Source organism: Streptomyces sp. NPDC102259 (assembly GCF_044766465.1).
Lineage (GTDB): Bacteria > Actinomycetota > Actinomycetes > Streptomycetales > Streptomycetaceae > Streptomyces.
Window position 1 is genome coordinate 227,315 of record NZ_JBIWMA010000006.1, and the last position, 12,455, is coordinate 239,769.

The 12,455-nt window shown below is 69.3% G+C and carries 12 protein-coding genes and 1 riboswitch; of the genes, 6 read left to right on the plus strand and 6 right to left on the minus strand.

Annotated features, from left to right (window positions below; genetic code table 11):
* Positions 1–167: 167 nt before the first annotated feature.
* A complete protein-coding gene (thiC, locus tag ACIRPU_RS17455) occupies positions 168–1,994 on the minus strand; it encodes a phosphomethylpyrimidine synthase ThiC (RefSeq protein WP_403867697.1) in 1,827 nt (608 codons plus the stop codon).
* A riboswitch (TPP riboswitch) is annotated at positions 1,987–2,176 on the minus strand. It overlaps the preceding gene by 8 nt.
* Before the next feature lie 414 nt (positions 2,177–2,590).
* Here thiC and ACIRPU_RS17460 point away from each other — a divergent pair.
* Positions 2,591–4,309 carry a YibE/F family protein gene (locus ACIRPU_RS17460; protein WP_403867699.1) on the plus strand — a complete coding sequence of 573 codons (1,719 nt, stop codon included), beginning with the start codon at positions 2,591–2,593 and terminating at the stop codon, positions 4,307–4,309.
* A gap of 156 nt (positions 4,310–4,465) precedes the next feature.
* Here ACIRPU_RS17460 and ACIRPU_RS17465 read toward each other — a convergent pair whose 3' ends face one another.
* The 4 genes from ACIRPU_RS17465 to ACIRPU_RS17480 form a co-directional block, all read right to left on the minus strand.
* Complete coding sequence (locus tag ACIRPU_RS17465; protein WP_020130693.1) at positions 4,466–4,912, minus strand: SsgA family sporulation/cell division regulator; 447 nt, start codon at positions 4,910–4,912, stop codon at positions 4,466–4,468.
* Positions 4,913–5,012: 100 nt separating this feature from the next.
* The gene (locus tag ACIRPU_RS17470; RefSeq protein ID WP_384112432.1) at positions 5,013–5,870 is read right to left on the minus strand and encodes an IclR family transcriptional regulator; all 858 of its coding nucleotides are present in this window, start codon (positions 5,868–5,870) and stop codon (positions 5,013–5,015) included.
* A gap of 201 nt (positions 5,871–6,071) precedes the next feature.
* Positions 6,072–6,284 (minus strand): DUF5326 family protein, encoded by a 213-nt coding sequence (locus tag ACIRPU_RS17475; RefSeq protein WP_020130691.1) that lies wholly within the window; start codon positions 6,282–6,284, stop codon positions 6,072–6,074.
* 251 nt (positions 6,285–6,535) lie between these two features.
* The gene (locus ACIRPU_RS17480; protein WP_355703671.1) at positions 6,536–6,853 is read right to left on the minus strand and encodes a cupin domain-containing protein; all 318 of its coding nucleotides are present in this window, start codon (positions 6,851–6,853) and stop codon (positions 6,536–6,538) included.
* Between the two features lie 58 nt (positions 6,854–6,911).
* Between ACIRPU_RS17480 and ACIRPU_RS17485 the strand changes: the two genes are divergently transcribed.
* The 5 genes from ACIRPU_RS17485 (at position 6,912) to ACIRPU_RS17505 (ending at position 10,645) form a co-directional block, all read left to right on the plus strand.
* Positions 6,912–7,289, plus strand: coding sequence for a phage holin family protein (locus ACIRPU_RS17485; RefSeq protein WP_384112427.1), 378 nt, complete (start codon positions 6,912–6,914; stop codon positions 7,287–7,289).
* Between the two features lie 7 nt (positions 7,290–7,296).
* Complete coding sequence (locus ACIRPU_RS17490) at positions 7,297–7,788, plus strand: low molecular weight protein-tyrosine-phosphatase (protein WP_403867704.1); 492 nt, start codon at positions 7,297–7,299, stop codon at positions 7,786–7,788.
* Positions 7,785–8,942, plus strand: a complete 1,158-nt coding sequence (locus ACIRPU_RS17495; protein ID WP_403867707.1) for a cystathionine gamma-lyase — start codon at positions 7,785–7,787, stop codon at positions 8,940–8,942. Before ACIRPU_RS17490 ends, ACIRPU_RS17495 begins: the two co-directional genes overlap by 4 nt.
* Positions 8,943–9,171: 229 nt before the next feature.
* Complete coding sequence (locus tag ACIRPU_RS17500) at positions 9,172–10,074, plus strand: LysR family transcriptional regulator (RefSeq protein WP_403867710.1); 903 nt, start codon at positions 9,172–9,174, stop codon at positions 10,072–10,074.
* An 88-nt stretch (positions 10,075–10,162) separates the two neighbouring features.
* Positions 10,163–10,645: an NUDIX domain-containing protein gene (locus tag ACIRPU_RS17505; RefSeq protein ID WP_171398235.1), complete on the plus strand. Its 483-nt coding sequence runs from the start codon at positions 10,163–10,165 to the stop codon at positions 10,643–10,645.
* Between the two features lie 40 nt (positions 10,646–10,685).
* On the opposite strand, the gene ACIRPU_RS17510 is transcribed toward ACIRPU_RS17505, so the two are convergent.
* Complete coding sequence (locus tag ACIRPU_RS17510; RefSeq protein WP_403867713.1) at positions 10,686–12,434, minus strand: globin domain-containing protein; 1,749 nt, start codon at positions 12,432–12,434, stop codon at positions 10,686–10,688.
* Positions 12,435–12,455 lie beyond the last annotated feature (21 nt).

Here is a 12,455-nt window from a genome sequence, read left to right on the forward strand (position 1 = left end):
TCTGCCGAGCAGACGCCCGGGGACAACCCAACGAACGCGATGGTCTCCTCCTGTCGGTCGTCGTCGAGCCGTCAGGCGGCCGCACCGCTCGGCATCGGCCCCCCGGCCGCGCTCATGGCGCTGTCCCCAGGTGTCCAGTCTCAGGGGACAGCGCCGATCCGGATACGTCAGTCGGCCAGCGGCAGATACACCCGGTTCCCGCTTGCCGCGAACTCCTTCGACTTCTCCAACATGCCCTCGGCGATCTCCTCCGCCGAGGCCCCCTCGGCCGCCCCGGCGCCGAACCGCTCGTTGATGCTCTGGCTGATCTTCATCGAGCAGAACTTCGGCCCGCACATCGAGCAGAAGTGCGCCGTCTTCGCCGGCTCCGCGGGGAGTGTCTCGTCGTGGAACTCCCGTGCGGTGTCCGGATCGAGGGCGAGGTTGAACTGGTCCTCCCAGCGGAACTCGAAGCGGGCGTCGGACAACGCGTCGTCCCATTCCTGCGCGCCGGGGTGCCCCTTGGCGAGGTCGGCCGCGTGGGCGGCGATCTTGTAGGTGATGACACCGGTCTTGACGTCGTCCCGGTTGGGCAGGCCCAGATGCTCCTTGGGCGTGACGTAGCAGAGCATGGCCGTGCCCCACCAGGCGATCATCGCGGCGCCGATACCGGAGGTGATGTGGTCGTACGCCGGCGCGACGTCCGTCGTCAGCGGGCCGAGCGTATAGAACGGAGCTTCATCACAGATCTCCTGCTGAAGGTCGATGTTCTCCTTGATCTTGTGCATCGGGACATGGCCCGGGCCTTCGATCATCGTCTGAACATGGAAACGCTTCGCGATCCGGTTGAGTTCCCCCAGCGTCCTCAACTCCGCGAACTGCGCCGCGTCGTTGGCGTCCGCGATGGACCCCGGCCGCAGCCCGTCGCCCAGCGAGTACGTGACGTCGTAGGCGGCGAGGATCTCGCAGAGTTCCTCGAAGTTCTCGTAGAGGAACGACTCCTTGTGGTGCGCGAGGCACCAGGCCGCCATGATCGAGCCGCCGCGCGACACGATGCCGGTCTTGCGGTTGGCGGTGAGCGGGACGTACGCGAGGCGGACGCCGGCGTGGACCGTCATGTAGTCCACGCCCTGCTCGGCCTGCTCGACGACGGTGTCCTTGTAGATCTCCCAGGTCAGTTCCTCGGCGCGGCCGTCGACCTTCTCCAACGCCTGGTACAGCGGCACCGTGCCAATGGGGACGGGGGAGTTGCGCAGCACCCACTCGCGCGTGGTGTGGATGTTGCGGCCGGTCGACAGGTCCATGACCGTGTCGGCGCCCCAACGGGTCGCCCAGGTCATCTTCTCGACCTCCTCCTCGATGGAGGACGTCACCGCCGAGTTGCCGATGTTGGCATTGACCTTCACCAGGAACCTCTTGCCGATGATCATCGGCTCCATCTCCGGGTGGTTGACGTTGGCCGGCAGCACGGCGCGGCCCGCCGCGATCTCCTCGCGTACCACCTCGGGAGAAACGTTCTCTCGGATGGCCACGAACTCCATCTCGGGTGTGATCTCCCCGCGGCGCGCATACGCGAGCTGGGTGACCGCCTCACCGTCCCGGCCGCGACGCGGCAGGCGCGGCCGACCCGGGAAGACCGCGTCGAGGTTGCGCAGACCGCCGCGCGGTGAGGTGTGCTTGATGCCGTCGTCCTCGGGGCGGACCGGACGGCCCGCGTACTCCTCCGTGTCGCCCCGGGCGATGATCCAGTTCTCGCGCAACGGCGACAGGCCCCTGCGAACGTCGGTCTCGACGAGCGGATCGGTGTACGGGCCGGAGGTGTCGTACAGGGCGACCGACTGCCCGTTGGTGAGATGCACCTGACGAACCGGCACCTGGAGATCGGGGCGAGCGCCCTCGACGTACCCCTTGTGCCAGCCGATGGACTTCCCGGCCTCCGAGGCGTTCACATCGACCGTGCTTTCGCCGGTCGCGTTCTGCGTGAAGGCAGGCGTGCGTGCGTCCTTGTTGGTCATGAGACCTACTCCCTACGCCGGCATTACCCGGTAACAGGTTCGGCGGTCGACGCAGCGGCTACCGCTTGCCGACGTGTCATGTGAAACATCACTCGATTCGAGAGACGTTCCACGTGAAACATCGCTAAGACGGAGGTCAGCGCCCTCTCAGCCCGGTGCTCCGAGCTCCCGCGTGTGCAAAGGTTGTCTCCACGCTAGCGTCAATTCTGGCGCGGTGAACAGAGGGCCCCTGTCGTTCTTGCGATGATCGGTCGGTGACCACGACACACCAGCCCCCGTACCCGCCGCCCGAGCCGCCCCGCCGACCCGGCTCCGGAAGCGGCCCCGGCAATGGCTCCGGCAGCGGTTCTGGCAGCGGTCCCAGAGGCGACCGCGACTTCAGAGACGGTCACGATCAGCCGCGTAGCCCCGACCGCGGGCCGGGATACGCCGGCGGACTCGGCGGGCTGAGACGCGTCGGCACTCCCGGTGGCCAAGGTTCCGGCTCCGGTCAAGGACCGGGCTCCGGTGGAGGCCCCGGGCCAGGGGCAGGGGCAGGGCCAGGCTCCCGGTCGGGGCCGGGAAACAGCCGGGGTTACGGGAACGGCCAAGGGCCCGTGCCCGGGCCCGGTCGGGGATACCCGAGCGGGCAGGGATACGGGAGCGGGCAGGGGTCCGAGAACGGCCAGGGATACGGGGACAATCAGGGGTACGGGGACGGGCCCTCGCCCGGTCAGGCGTACGGCCCCGGTCATGATGCCGGTCCTCGTCCGGGCCCGGGCCCGCGTCCTACACCCGGTGCCGGCTCTGGTTCTGGTTCTGGTTCTGGTTCTGGTGACGGATATGGCTTCGACCGGGAACACGGTCATGGGCAGAGCCACGACAGTGGTCATCGCGACGCCCCTGGCGAGGGCCACGGCGACGGGCACGGCCACGGTCACGGCCCGGGCGACAGGCACAACTCCGGTTCCGGTTCCGGTTCCGACGGCGGGCACGGGCATTCGCACAGCCACAGTCACGGCCCGGCCGCCCCCGTCTCCCAACACCTGCGCAAAATCATCGCGGCCATCATCATTCCGTTCGGGGCCGCGGTGCTCGTGGGGCTCGTGGTGCTGTGGCCCGGCGGAGCCCCTGCGCACGAACGCACCGGGGTCGGCTTCGACCGGCAGACCCAACAGGCCACGGTCACCAAGGTCGTGAGCGTGAGCTGCGCGTCGGTGAACGCCTCGGGCGACACCCCTACCGGCGACACCTCCACGGCCGAGGGCTCCTCCGCGCAGCAGCAGGCGAGCGGCACCTGCAAACGGGCCACGATCCGGGTGGACACCGGCGACGACAAGGGCCGTACGTTCACCGAGATCGTCCAACCGGACCAGTCACGGCAGCTGGAGCAGGGCGAGAAGGTCGTGGTCGCCTACGAGCCCTCCGCGCCGAAGGACCTGCAGTACTCGGTCACCGACGTGAACCGCCGCATCCCCATGGCGGTCCTGGCCATCATCTTCGCGGTCGCCGTCGTGGTCGTCGGGCGACTGCGGGGCGTCATGGCGCTGGTCGCGCTGGCCATCAGTTTCATGGTGCTGAACTTCTTCGTCCTGCCCGCGATCCTCCAGGGGTCGAACCCGCTGGCCGTGGCGGTGGTGGGGGCGAGCGCCATCATGCTGATCGCGCTGTATCTCTGTCACGGGCTCTCGGCCCGCACATCCGTCGCGGTGCTCGGCACGCTGATCTCCCTGCTGCTGATCGGCATCCTGGGCTCGGTGTTCATCGACTGGGCCGCGCTCACCGGCAACACGGACGACAACACCGGTCTGATCCACGGTCTGTACCCGTCGATCGACATGAGCGGTCTGCTGCTGGCCGGCATCATCATCGGCTCGCTCGGCGTCCTCGACGACGTGACGGTCACTCAGACCTCGGCGGTCTGGGAACTGCACGAGGCCAACCCCGCGATGGGCTGGCGCGGCCTGTACCGGGCCGGCATCCGCATCGGCCGCGACCACATCGCGTCCGTGGTCAACACGCTCGTCCTCGCCTACGCCGGTGCCGCGCTGCCGCTGTTGCTGCTCTTCTCGATCGCGCAGAGCAGCGTGGGCGCCGTCGCCAACAGCGAACTGGTCGCGGAGGAGATCGTGCGCACGCTGGTGGGCTCGATCGGCCTGGTGGCCTCCGTGCCCGTCACAACGGCCCTGGCGGCCCTGGTGGTCTCCGCCGACCGGCCGGGCCCGGCGAAGGCGCCCGTGCCGGCTCCGGAGGCGACTCCTGCGGCTCCGGCGGTGGCGACGGCCGCGGGCGGCGCCCAGGCCCGGGGCGGCCGGGGCAGGCGGCGCAAGCGCTGAGGAGGGAGGGCGCCCGAGTGCCGAGGACACCGGCACTCGGGCGCACCTCATTCTTCCCGGCAGGTCGTTGAGCGCCTGCGCCACCAGTTGAAGAAGCGTTCCTGCACAACACCGACCGCGACGAAGCGTTCCGCCACCACCCGCTTCGCCCTCACGTCAGCCGGCGCTCTGCTCCTCCGCCAGGATCCGGTCCAACGCCTCGTCCAAATGCGCGTCGAAATCGGCGAGAGCACCCTCCTGGCCCAACGGAACCAGCTTGTCGGTGCGGTCCAGGAAGGCCACGAGCGGCGCCGCCGAGGACCGGAACAGCGCCTGGTCACCGCCGACCTGAAGCCGGATCAGAACCTCCCCCAGCACATCGGGGTCCACCGGCGAGACACGGACGTCCCCTTCGCCGCACGGCCTGCCCACCCCGTCGATGAGCAGCTCGCGCCCGAAGGCCCAGGTCACCGGGGCATCACCGGGCAGATGGAAGGTGAGTCGCACGGCGTAGGGATCGCACGACTCGTAACCCAGCTCCACCGGAATGCGGAACGAGAGCTCCTCGGAGACGAGGAAGCTCATCATGACCTCTGCCTGTACTGCCTGTACGGACTCGCGCATCGCCTTACCCCGTCATTTGCCGCCGACTGGCCGGGAATGGACCTTCTGACACTGCACGCATCTTGCTGAAAGTACACAACAGATCACAAGGAGTGAGTTTTCAGATACTGATAGAGATCGCCAGCGACCCCAGCAGCCGTCCGACCTCGCTCTGAAGCTGCCGCGCCGCCGGCAGCAACCGGTCGGCGTGATGGGCGGGCAGAGAGATCGCCATCGTGGCCGCCGTGGTGCCCACGGTGATCGGAATGGCGGCGCACACCGTGCCCAGCGCGTACTCCTGTCGTTCGATGACCGGCTCCATCCGCCGCATCCGCTCCAGGCGCCGCAGCAGAGTGTGGTTGTCACGCACGGTGTACGGAGTGATCGACTGCGCGGGGTAGCGGTCCAGGTGGTCGCGGCGGGCGTCCTCGTCCAGCTGGGAGAGCAGGCACTGGCCGATGGCGTGCGCATGGCCGGTCTCACCGAAGTCCGCCCACTCCTCCACCGCCGGATTGCCCGGGGTGTCGGAAACGCACATGATCTCGATCTCGCCGTCGCGGTACCTGGCGTAGTACACGGGAACACCGATCGAATCGCGCCACTGGGCGAGGGTGTCGGCGACCGTGCTGCGACGTTTCTGCGCGGCCCCGCTCCTGCCGAGCCGCTCAGCGGCCTCACCGAGGAAGAACAGCCCCTTGTCCCGCCGCAGATAGCCCTCGTGCACGAGGGTGCGCAGCAGGTGGTAGGCCGTGGGCAGCGCAAGGCCGGTCTCGCGGGCGAGTTGTTTGGCCGGAGCCCCGCACTCGTGCTCCGCGACGGATTCCAGCAGCCGCATGGCGCGCTGGACGGAGCCGATCAGAGTGGCGGCGGGGTGCGGGTGCTCGGGGGTGGTCGTGTTCGGTGGGCGTTGCAGCGGGGGTGCGGCGGAACGCGGCCGCGCGGGGGGTGCGAACGGTTCTGCCGATGCGGTGTCAACCATGACCAAGGGTCACTTCCGAAGCGCGAGGGGGAGGTCCGTGCGGGGACACGGGAGGGGTGTGCGCCACTCGCGGGGGTTCGTCCCCACGACGAGTTCCGGACTTTAACCGTCTGCCACCGCGTACAGACGGGCTGTCAGGGAAACTTCCCCCGGCCGAGGGAACAGGCGATTCCTGTTACCGCCCACCGGCCCCCCGCATCGTCACCAGTCGCTGCGCGACGAGGAACTCGAAGTGAACTTCCTTACGACGTAGATCAGCCCGCCGACCAGCGCCACGAAGACCAGCAGCTTGAAGAGCAGGCCGATCACGAACCCGACGACGCTGGCTATCAGACCACCGAACACGACCAGGGCGATGACCGGCACCGCGACCCACTTCACCCACCACGGCATTCCCGCGAAGATCTCTCGCATCGCCCTTGTCCTCATCCTCTTCGGTCGATGTCCGGCACCCTGTCGGGCCGGACCGTTTCGATGTCCTGCCGCCGATGCTAGGTCCGAAGAGGGTGCCGACGGGGGCCTCGCACCCCTTGTCCTCCCCTGACCGAACCCCTAGGGAACCCCGAGACCGCTGGTCAACCAGCAGACGGACAACCACAGAACGGGCTCCGGACGGCCACGCTCAGGACGGCCACGCTCAGGACGTGCGCCGGACGCGGACGAGCTCAGCTCTCGGCCGGCGAGAACACGACCAGGACCCGCAGGTCCTCGCTGATGTGATGGAACTTGTGGGCGACCCCGGCCGGGACGTACACCACACTGCCTCGCGCCACCTGCGTGGTCTCCAGGCCGACGGTGATCGAGGCGCGTCCGCTCACGACGAAGTACACCTCGTCCTGGTTGTGCGGATTCTGCGGATCCTGCGCGCCGGCATCGAGCGCGTACAGCCCGACCGACATGTTCCGTTCACGCAGAAACTGGAGGTAGGCACCGTCGTTGGCGGCTCGCTCCGCCTCCAGTTCATCCAACCGGAATGCCTTCATCGACCTTGTCCGCCCTCGTCCGGTGCTCGTTCGCGATCTCTCTGCCACGATCAGACACATGAAGAATTTCGTAGTCAAGACGATCGCCAACGCAGGCGCCCTGGCGGTCGCCGTCTGGCTGCTCGACAAGATCACTCTGACCGGTGACAGCACGGGCAAGAAGATCGGCACCCTCATAGTCGTCGCACTGCTTTTCGGCCTGGTGAACTTCCTGGTCAAGCCGATCGTGAAGGTGCTGACCTTCCCCCTGTTCATCCTCACGCTCGGCCTGATCACCCTGGTGGTCAACGCCCTGATGCTGCTGCTGACCTCGTGGCTGGCCGACAAGGTCGACCTGAGCTTCCACGTGGAGGGCTTCTGGACCGCGGTCCTGGGCGGCCTGATCATTTCCGTCGTCTCCTGGGCCCTCAACGTCGTCATGCCCGACGGAGACTGAGTCCGCGATGACCTACCGCGTCTGCTTCGTCTGCACCGGCAACATCTGCCGCTCGCCGATGGCCGAGTCGGTCTTCCGCGCGCGCGTGGACGACGCCGGTCTCGAGGAACTGATCGAGGTCGACAGCGCCGGCACGGGCGACTGGCACGAGGGCGAGAACGCCGATCCGCGGACCCTCTCCGTCCTGGAGGAGCACGGATACGCCCTCGACCACACGGCCCGGCGCTTCGAGCCGTCCTGGTTCGCCCGCCTCGACCTCGTCATAGCCCTCGACTCCGGCCATCTCAAGGCCCTGCGACTCCTCGCACCCACGAAGGAGGACGCGGCGAAGATACGGCTGCTTCGGTCCTACGATCCCGCGGCAGCCGACGACCTCGACGTCCCCGACCCCTACTACGGCGGCCTGAGCGGCTTCGAGGAGTGCCTTGAGATGGTGGAGGAGGCGAGCGCCGGCCTGCTCGCCGCCGTACGAGACGACGTGGAAGGACAAATGGCATGAGCGGTTCCGCTACCGACGGAGAGCTTTCCAGAGGCGTCGGCGAAGGCACGCGCGCGGTGCGGGCGGGGCTGCCCGAGCCGGTGAAGTACGAGCCGACCCTTCCCGGGCCGGTGTTCGCGGCGCACTTCCACCTGCCGGGCGAGCCCACCGGCCCGTACACCTACGGCCGTGACGAGAACCCGACCTGGACCCACCTGGAGCACGCCATCGGCGAGCTCGAGGCGCCGGGCCGGGACGACGTGGAGACGCTCGTCTTCGCCTCCGGCATGGCCGCGATCTCATCCGTGCTGTTCTCCCAGCTGCGGGCCGGGGACGCCGTCGTACTGCCCGACGACGGCTACCAGGTGCTGCCCCTGGTGCGCGCGCAGTTGGAGGCGTACGGCATCGAGGTGCGCACCGCGCCGACCCGCGGCGACGCCCAGCTGGACGTCCTGGACGGCGCGAAGCTGCTGTGGATCGAGTCCCCCTCGAACCCCGGGCTCGACGTGTGCGACATCCGGCGGCTCGTCGAGGCTGCACACGCGCGTGGCGCTCTGGTGGCCGTGGACAACACGCTCGCCACCCCGCTCGGGCAGCGCCCGCTGGAACTCGGCGCCGACTTCTCGGTGGCCAGCGGCACCAAGCAGCTCACGGGCCACGGCGACGTCCTCCTCGGCTACGTCACCGGGCGGGTCGGTGCGCCGATGACAGCCGTACGCCGCTGGCGCAAGATCGTCGGGGCGATCCCCGGGCCCATGGAGGCCTGGCTCGCGCACCGGTCGATCGCCACCCTCCAGCTGCGCGTCGAGCGACAGAACACCACCGCCATGGCCGTGGCCGAGGCACTGCGGGGGAGGCCCGAGGTGAGCGGGCTGCGGTACCCGGGGCTGCCGGACGACCCCTCCCACAAGGTCGCCTCGCAACAGATGCGTCGCTACGGGTGCGTGATCTCCTTCACGCTGTCCACGCGCGCGCGTGCCGAGCGTTTCCTCGACGCCCTACGGCTCGTGGACGACGCGACGAGCTTCGGTGGAGTGCGGTCCACTGCGGAGCGGCGCGGGCGCTGGGGCGGGGACGCGGTGCCGGAGGGCTTCATCCGGCTGTCCGTCGGCGCCGAGGATCCCGAGGACCTGGTGGCGGATGTGCTGCGTGCGCTGGAGGAGTCGGCGCGGTGACCGCCTTACGGACGCCCCACCAGGGGCTTGCCAGGTACGACGGACGGTCCGAGCCTCCCCCCTCGTGGCTCGGACCGCCCTCGGTTCTGCGCGCGAAGAACCGCGTCCACAAGGCTAGTTGACTCTGTGTCAGTGTCCAATCACAGTAACGACTGAGACCTATCGACTTATTTATAGTTGGGCCCCGCCTCGGAGCTGGAGGAAGGCGGGTACAAGGGGAGGACGCTCCGTGGATCTGGCCTTACTGCGCACCTTCGTGACCGTGCACCGGGCCGGCTCCTTCACTCGCGCCGCCGCTCTGCTGGGGCTGTCCCAGCCGGCCGTCACCTCCCAGATCCGCACCCTGGAGCGGCAGCTGGGCCGCCCCCTGTTCCTGCGGCAGGCCCGCGGCGTGACGCCGACGAGCATCGGCGACGAGCTCGCCCACAAGGCAGCCCCCCATCTCGACGCCCTGGTCGAGATCGCCGGGACCGGCCCCGACGATTCCGCCGTGCGGACGCTGCACCTCGCCGGTCCCCCCGAATTCACCGCCGAGCGGGCCCTTCCCGCGCTCACCGAACTGTCCGGCGACGACGGCCAGGGGTTCGCCCTGCGTGCCTCATTCGGAAACGCCGAGGAGGTCCTGGAGGGCCTGGCGGCCGGCCATCACGACCTGGCCATCAGCACGGCTCGACCGCGCGGGTCGCTGCTCACGGCCACTCCGCTGTGCGACGAGGAGCACGTCCTGGTCGCCGCCCCGCAGTGGGACGAGCGGATCGATGCCGGGAGGCTGTGCCGCAAGGGCGCGTCCGCGCTGGAGAACCTCCCGGTCGTCGAGGTCCACGAGTCCCTGCCCCTGGTCTCCCGCTACTGGGCCTCCGTCTTCGACTCGCGCCCCGCCGCCTCGGGCACCGTCATCGTGCCCGACCTGCGCGCGGTCCTCGCGTGTGCTGTCTCGGGCGCCGGCCTGGCGGTCCTGCCCCGCTATCTGTGCGCGGCCGCTCTGGAGCGCGGTGACATCGTCGCGTTGCACGAGCCGACGGTGCCTCCGCTCCGGACCTACGTTCTCGTGGCACGTACGGGAACGCTGGCGACGCCGCATATCGCGCGGGCTCACGAGTGGCTGCTGGGCGCGGCCGCCGCGTGGTACTGACCCGGATTCCACGCGACGGCAAGGAATGAGCTCACCCGGTGACCTCTCGCGATGTTTCACGTGGAACCAGCCGGGCCACATTTCTCCCATGACCGTCCGACCCGTGGTCAAGCGCACCGCACGAGCCGTTCTGCTGGACGGCGACAACCTGATCCTGATCAAGCGCACCAAGCCCGGTGTGGATCCCTACTGGGTCACGCCCGGTGGCGGGGTCGAACCGGACGACGCGACCGTGGTGGACGCCTTGCACCGCGAGGTGCACGAAGAACTCGGCGCCAAGATCACCGACGTGGTGCCCTGTTTCGTCGACACCGTCGAGCACATCGGTGACGACGGGGGTGCGACCGGCGTGAAGGTGCAGCACTTCTTCGTCTGCCGTCTGGAGTCCATGGACCCGTCCCTGCGGCACGGCCCCGAGATCGAGGAACCCGCCGGCGAGTACGAGATCGTCCGCGTGCCGTTCACCCGGGTCGGGATCGCCTCCGTCCACCTCGTACCGCTGTCACTGCGGCACTACCTCGACGGCAATATCGAGGGCGTCCGCGCCATGCACGCACCCGACCTCGGCTGAGGTCCCGAGCCCGGCCCGGAGCGTCCTGTGGAGCGCCGGGTCAGCTTCCGGCTGCGACGAGTTCCTCGACCGAGTCATGGCGTATGCGCTCCGCCGGGATGCCGACGTCACGCAGGGCGTCCACCCCGCTGCGGATCATGCCGGGCGGACCGGAGACATAGGCGTCGTACTCGGCCCAGGGCCCGAAGGCGCGTATCGCGTCGGGCAACTGGAGCAGACCGTGCCGGTCGACCACCGGGCGGACCTCCAGCCAGGGGTGCGACTGCTGGAGCCGGAGCATCGTGTCGATGTCGTACAGGTCGTGGTCGCTGCGCGCTCCGTAGAAGACCTCGACCGGGCGCCGGGTGCCGTGCTCGGCGACATCCTCGACCAGCGCCTTGATGGGGGCTATGCCGGTGCCCCCGCCCAGGCAGATCAGTCCGCTGTCCCTGGTGTGGTCGACGGTCATGGAACCGGCCGGCGGACCGAGCCGGATGACGTCGCCGGGCCGGGCGCGGTGCACCAGAGCGCTGGAGACCCAGCCCGCGGGGACGGCCTTCACGTGGAAGGCCAGCAGACCGTCGGAGCGTGGCGCCGAGGCGAAGGAGTAGTGCCGCCAGATCCGCGGCCACCAAGGCGTCTCCAGGCTGGTGTACTGCCCGGCGCGGAAGGCGTAGGGCTGGTTGGGGCGGACGGTGAGGATCGCCACGTCCGGCGTTCTGAGGTCGTGCGTGACGACCTCCGCGTACCACCAGGGCGGGGCGCGCAGTTCGTCCACGGCCGCCGCGTCGATCATGACCTGGGAGATCGTGGTATAGGTCCGGACCCAGGCCGCCTCCGTCTCGGCGTTCCACATGGCGCCCGCGTACTTGCTCAGCGCGCCGATGAGGCACTCGCCGACGGCCGGGTAGTGCTCGGCCCTGGTGCCGTACTTGCGGTGACCACGGCCCAGGTTCTGGAGGTATTCGACGAGGACCGCTTTGTTGTCCATGTGCTCGGCGGCGGTGAGCAGTGCCTTGAGGAGCCGGTCCCGTTGGGCGTCCATCGCGGGCGGGAACAGCGAGCGCAGATCGGGATGGCGGACGAACAGCAGCGCATAGAAGTACGACGTGACCTTGTCGGCCACCGGGGCCACCTCGGTCATCGTCCGCCGGATGAGAACGGCGTCCGCGGACGCGTTGCCGACGGGCGTCGTCCGCTGAACGGGCACCAGGGAATCGAGGGGCGAGGCGGTGTGCTGCCGCACGGCCGAACGGGGCTCGGCAGGCACGGCCCGCTGCTCGGACATGGGCACTTCCGCGGACACCGGCCGCTGTGGCTGCTGCAGCTGCGACGGCTGCGGCTGCATGGGCGTCTGCTGCTGGGCAGGCGTCCGAGGCTCCGCGCGGCCTTGCGAGGCGCCGGGTGTCTCGGGCAGGGCCGATGCTTCGGGTGGGCCCGGTGGCCGAGGTTGCGCGGAGGGTGGCGTCTCGGCGGGGTGCCGGCTCTGGACGGGGGATCCCTGCCCGGGCGGCGACTCGGGCAGTGCGCTCGCGGGGGCGGTCACGGCGTCGGAGGTCGACGGGTCCGGGTCTGTTCGGCGCTCGGTATCCGCAGTGCCGCCCTGGAGCGCGTCGCCGTGGGAGTCGACCGCGTTCCGGCCCACCGGGCGCAGTGCGGCCAGGCGGCGGCCGTCAGAGGCTCCCTGTTCGCCCCCCGGAGGCGGCTCCGGCTGCTTGCGCGCTGTGAACCATCCGTCCCCGCCGCCGGACGTGCCATTGTCGGCCGACCTGTTGGTCGGAGCGTCCATGGTGTGCCTCGCCTCGAACATCTTTCGGTCGGTCTGCGCACT

What these genes read in the sequence shown, in the direction of transcription:
- ACIRPU_RS17470 (WP_384112432.1), bottom strand. Translation starts at nt 5,870, where the DNA reads ATGGTTGACACCGCATCGGCAGAACCGTTCGCACCCCCCGCGCGGCCG.
- ACIRPU_RS17480 (WP_355703671.1), bottom strand. Translation starts at nt 6,853, where the DNA reads ATGAAGGCATTCCGGTTGGATGAACTGGAGGCGGAGCGAGCCGCCAAC.
- ACIRPU_RS17485 (WP_384112427.1), top strand. Translation starts at nt 6,912, where the DNA reads ATGAAGAATTTCGTAGTCAAGACGATCGCCAACGCAGGCGCCCTGGCG.
- ACIRPU_RS17505 (WP_171398235.1), top strand. Translation starts at nt 10,163, where the DNA reads ATGACCGTCCGACCCGTGGTCAAGCGCACCGCACGAGCCGTTCTGCTG.
- ACIRPU_RS17495 (WP_403867707.1), top strand. Translation starts at nt 7,785, where the DNA reads ATGAGCGGTTCCGCTACCGACGGAGAGCTTTCCAGAGGCGTCGGCGAA.
- thiC (WP_403867697.1), bottom strand. Translation starts at nt 1,994, where the DNA reads ATGACCAACAAGGACGCACGCACGCCTGCCTTCACGCAGAACGCGACC.
- ACIRPU_RS17465 (WP_020130693.1), bottom strand. Translation starts at nt 4,912, where the DNA reads ATGCGCGAGTCCGTACAGGCAGTACAGGCAGAGGTCATGATGAGCTTC.
- ACIRPU_RS17475 (WP_020130691.1), bottom strand. Translation starts at nt 6,284, where the DNA reads ATGCGAGAGATCTTCGCGGGAATGCCGTGGTGGGTGAAGTGGGTCGCG.
- ACIRPU_RS17510 (WP_403867713.1), bottom strand. Translation starts at nt 12,434, where the DNA reads ATGTTCGAGGCGAGGCACACCATGGACGCTCCGACCAACAGGTCGGCC.
- ACIRPU_RS17490 (WP_403867704.1), top strand. Translation starts at nt 7,297, where the DNA reads ATGACCTACCGCGTCTGCTTCGTCTGCACCGGCAACATCTGCCGCTCG.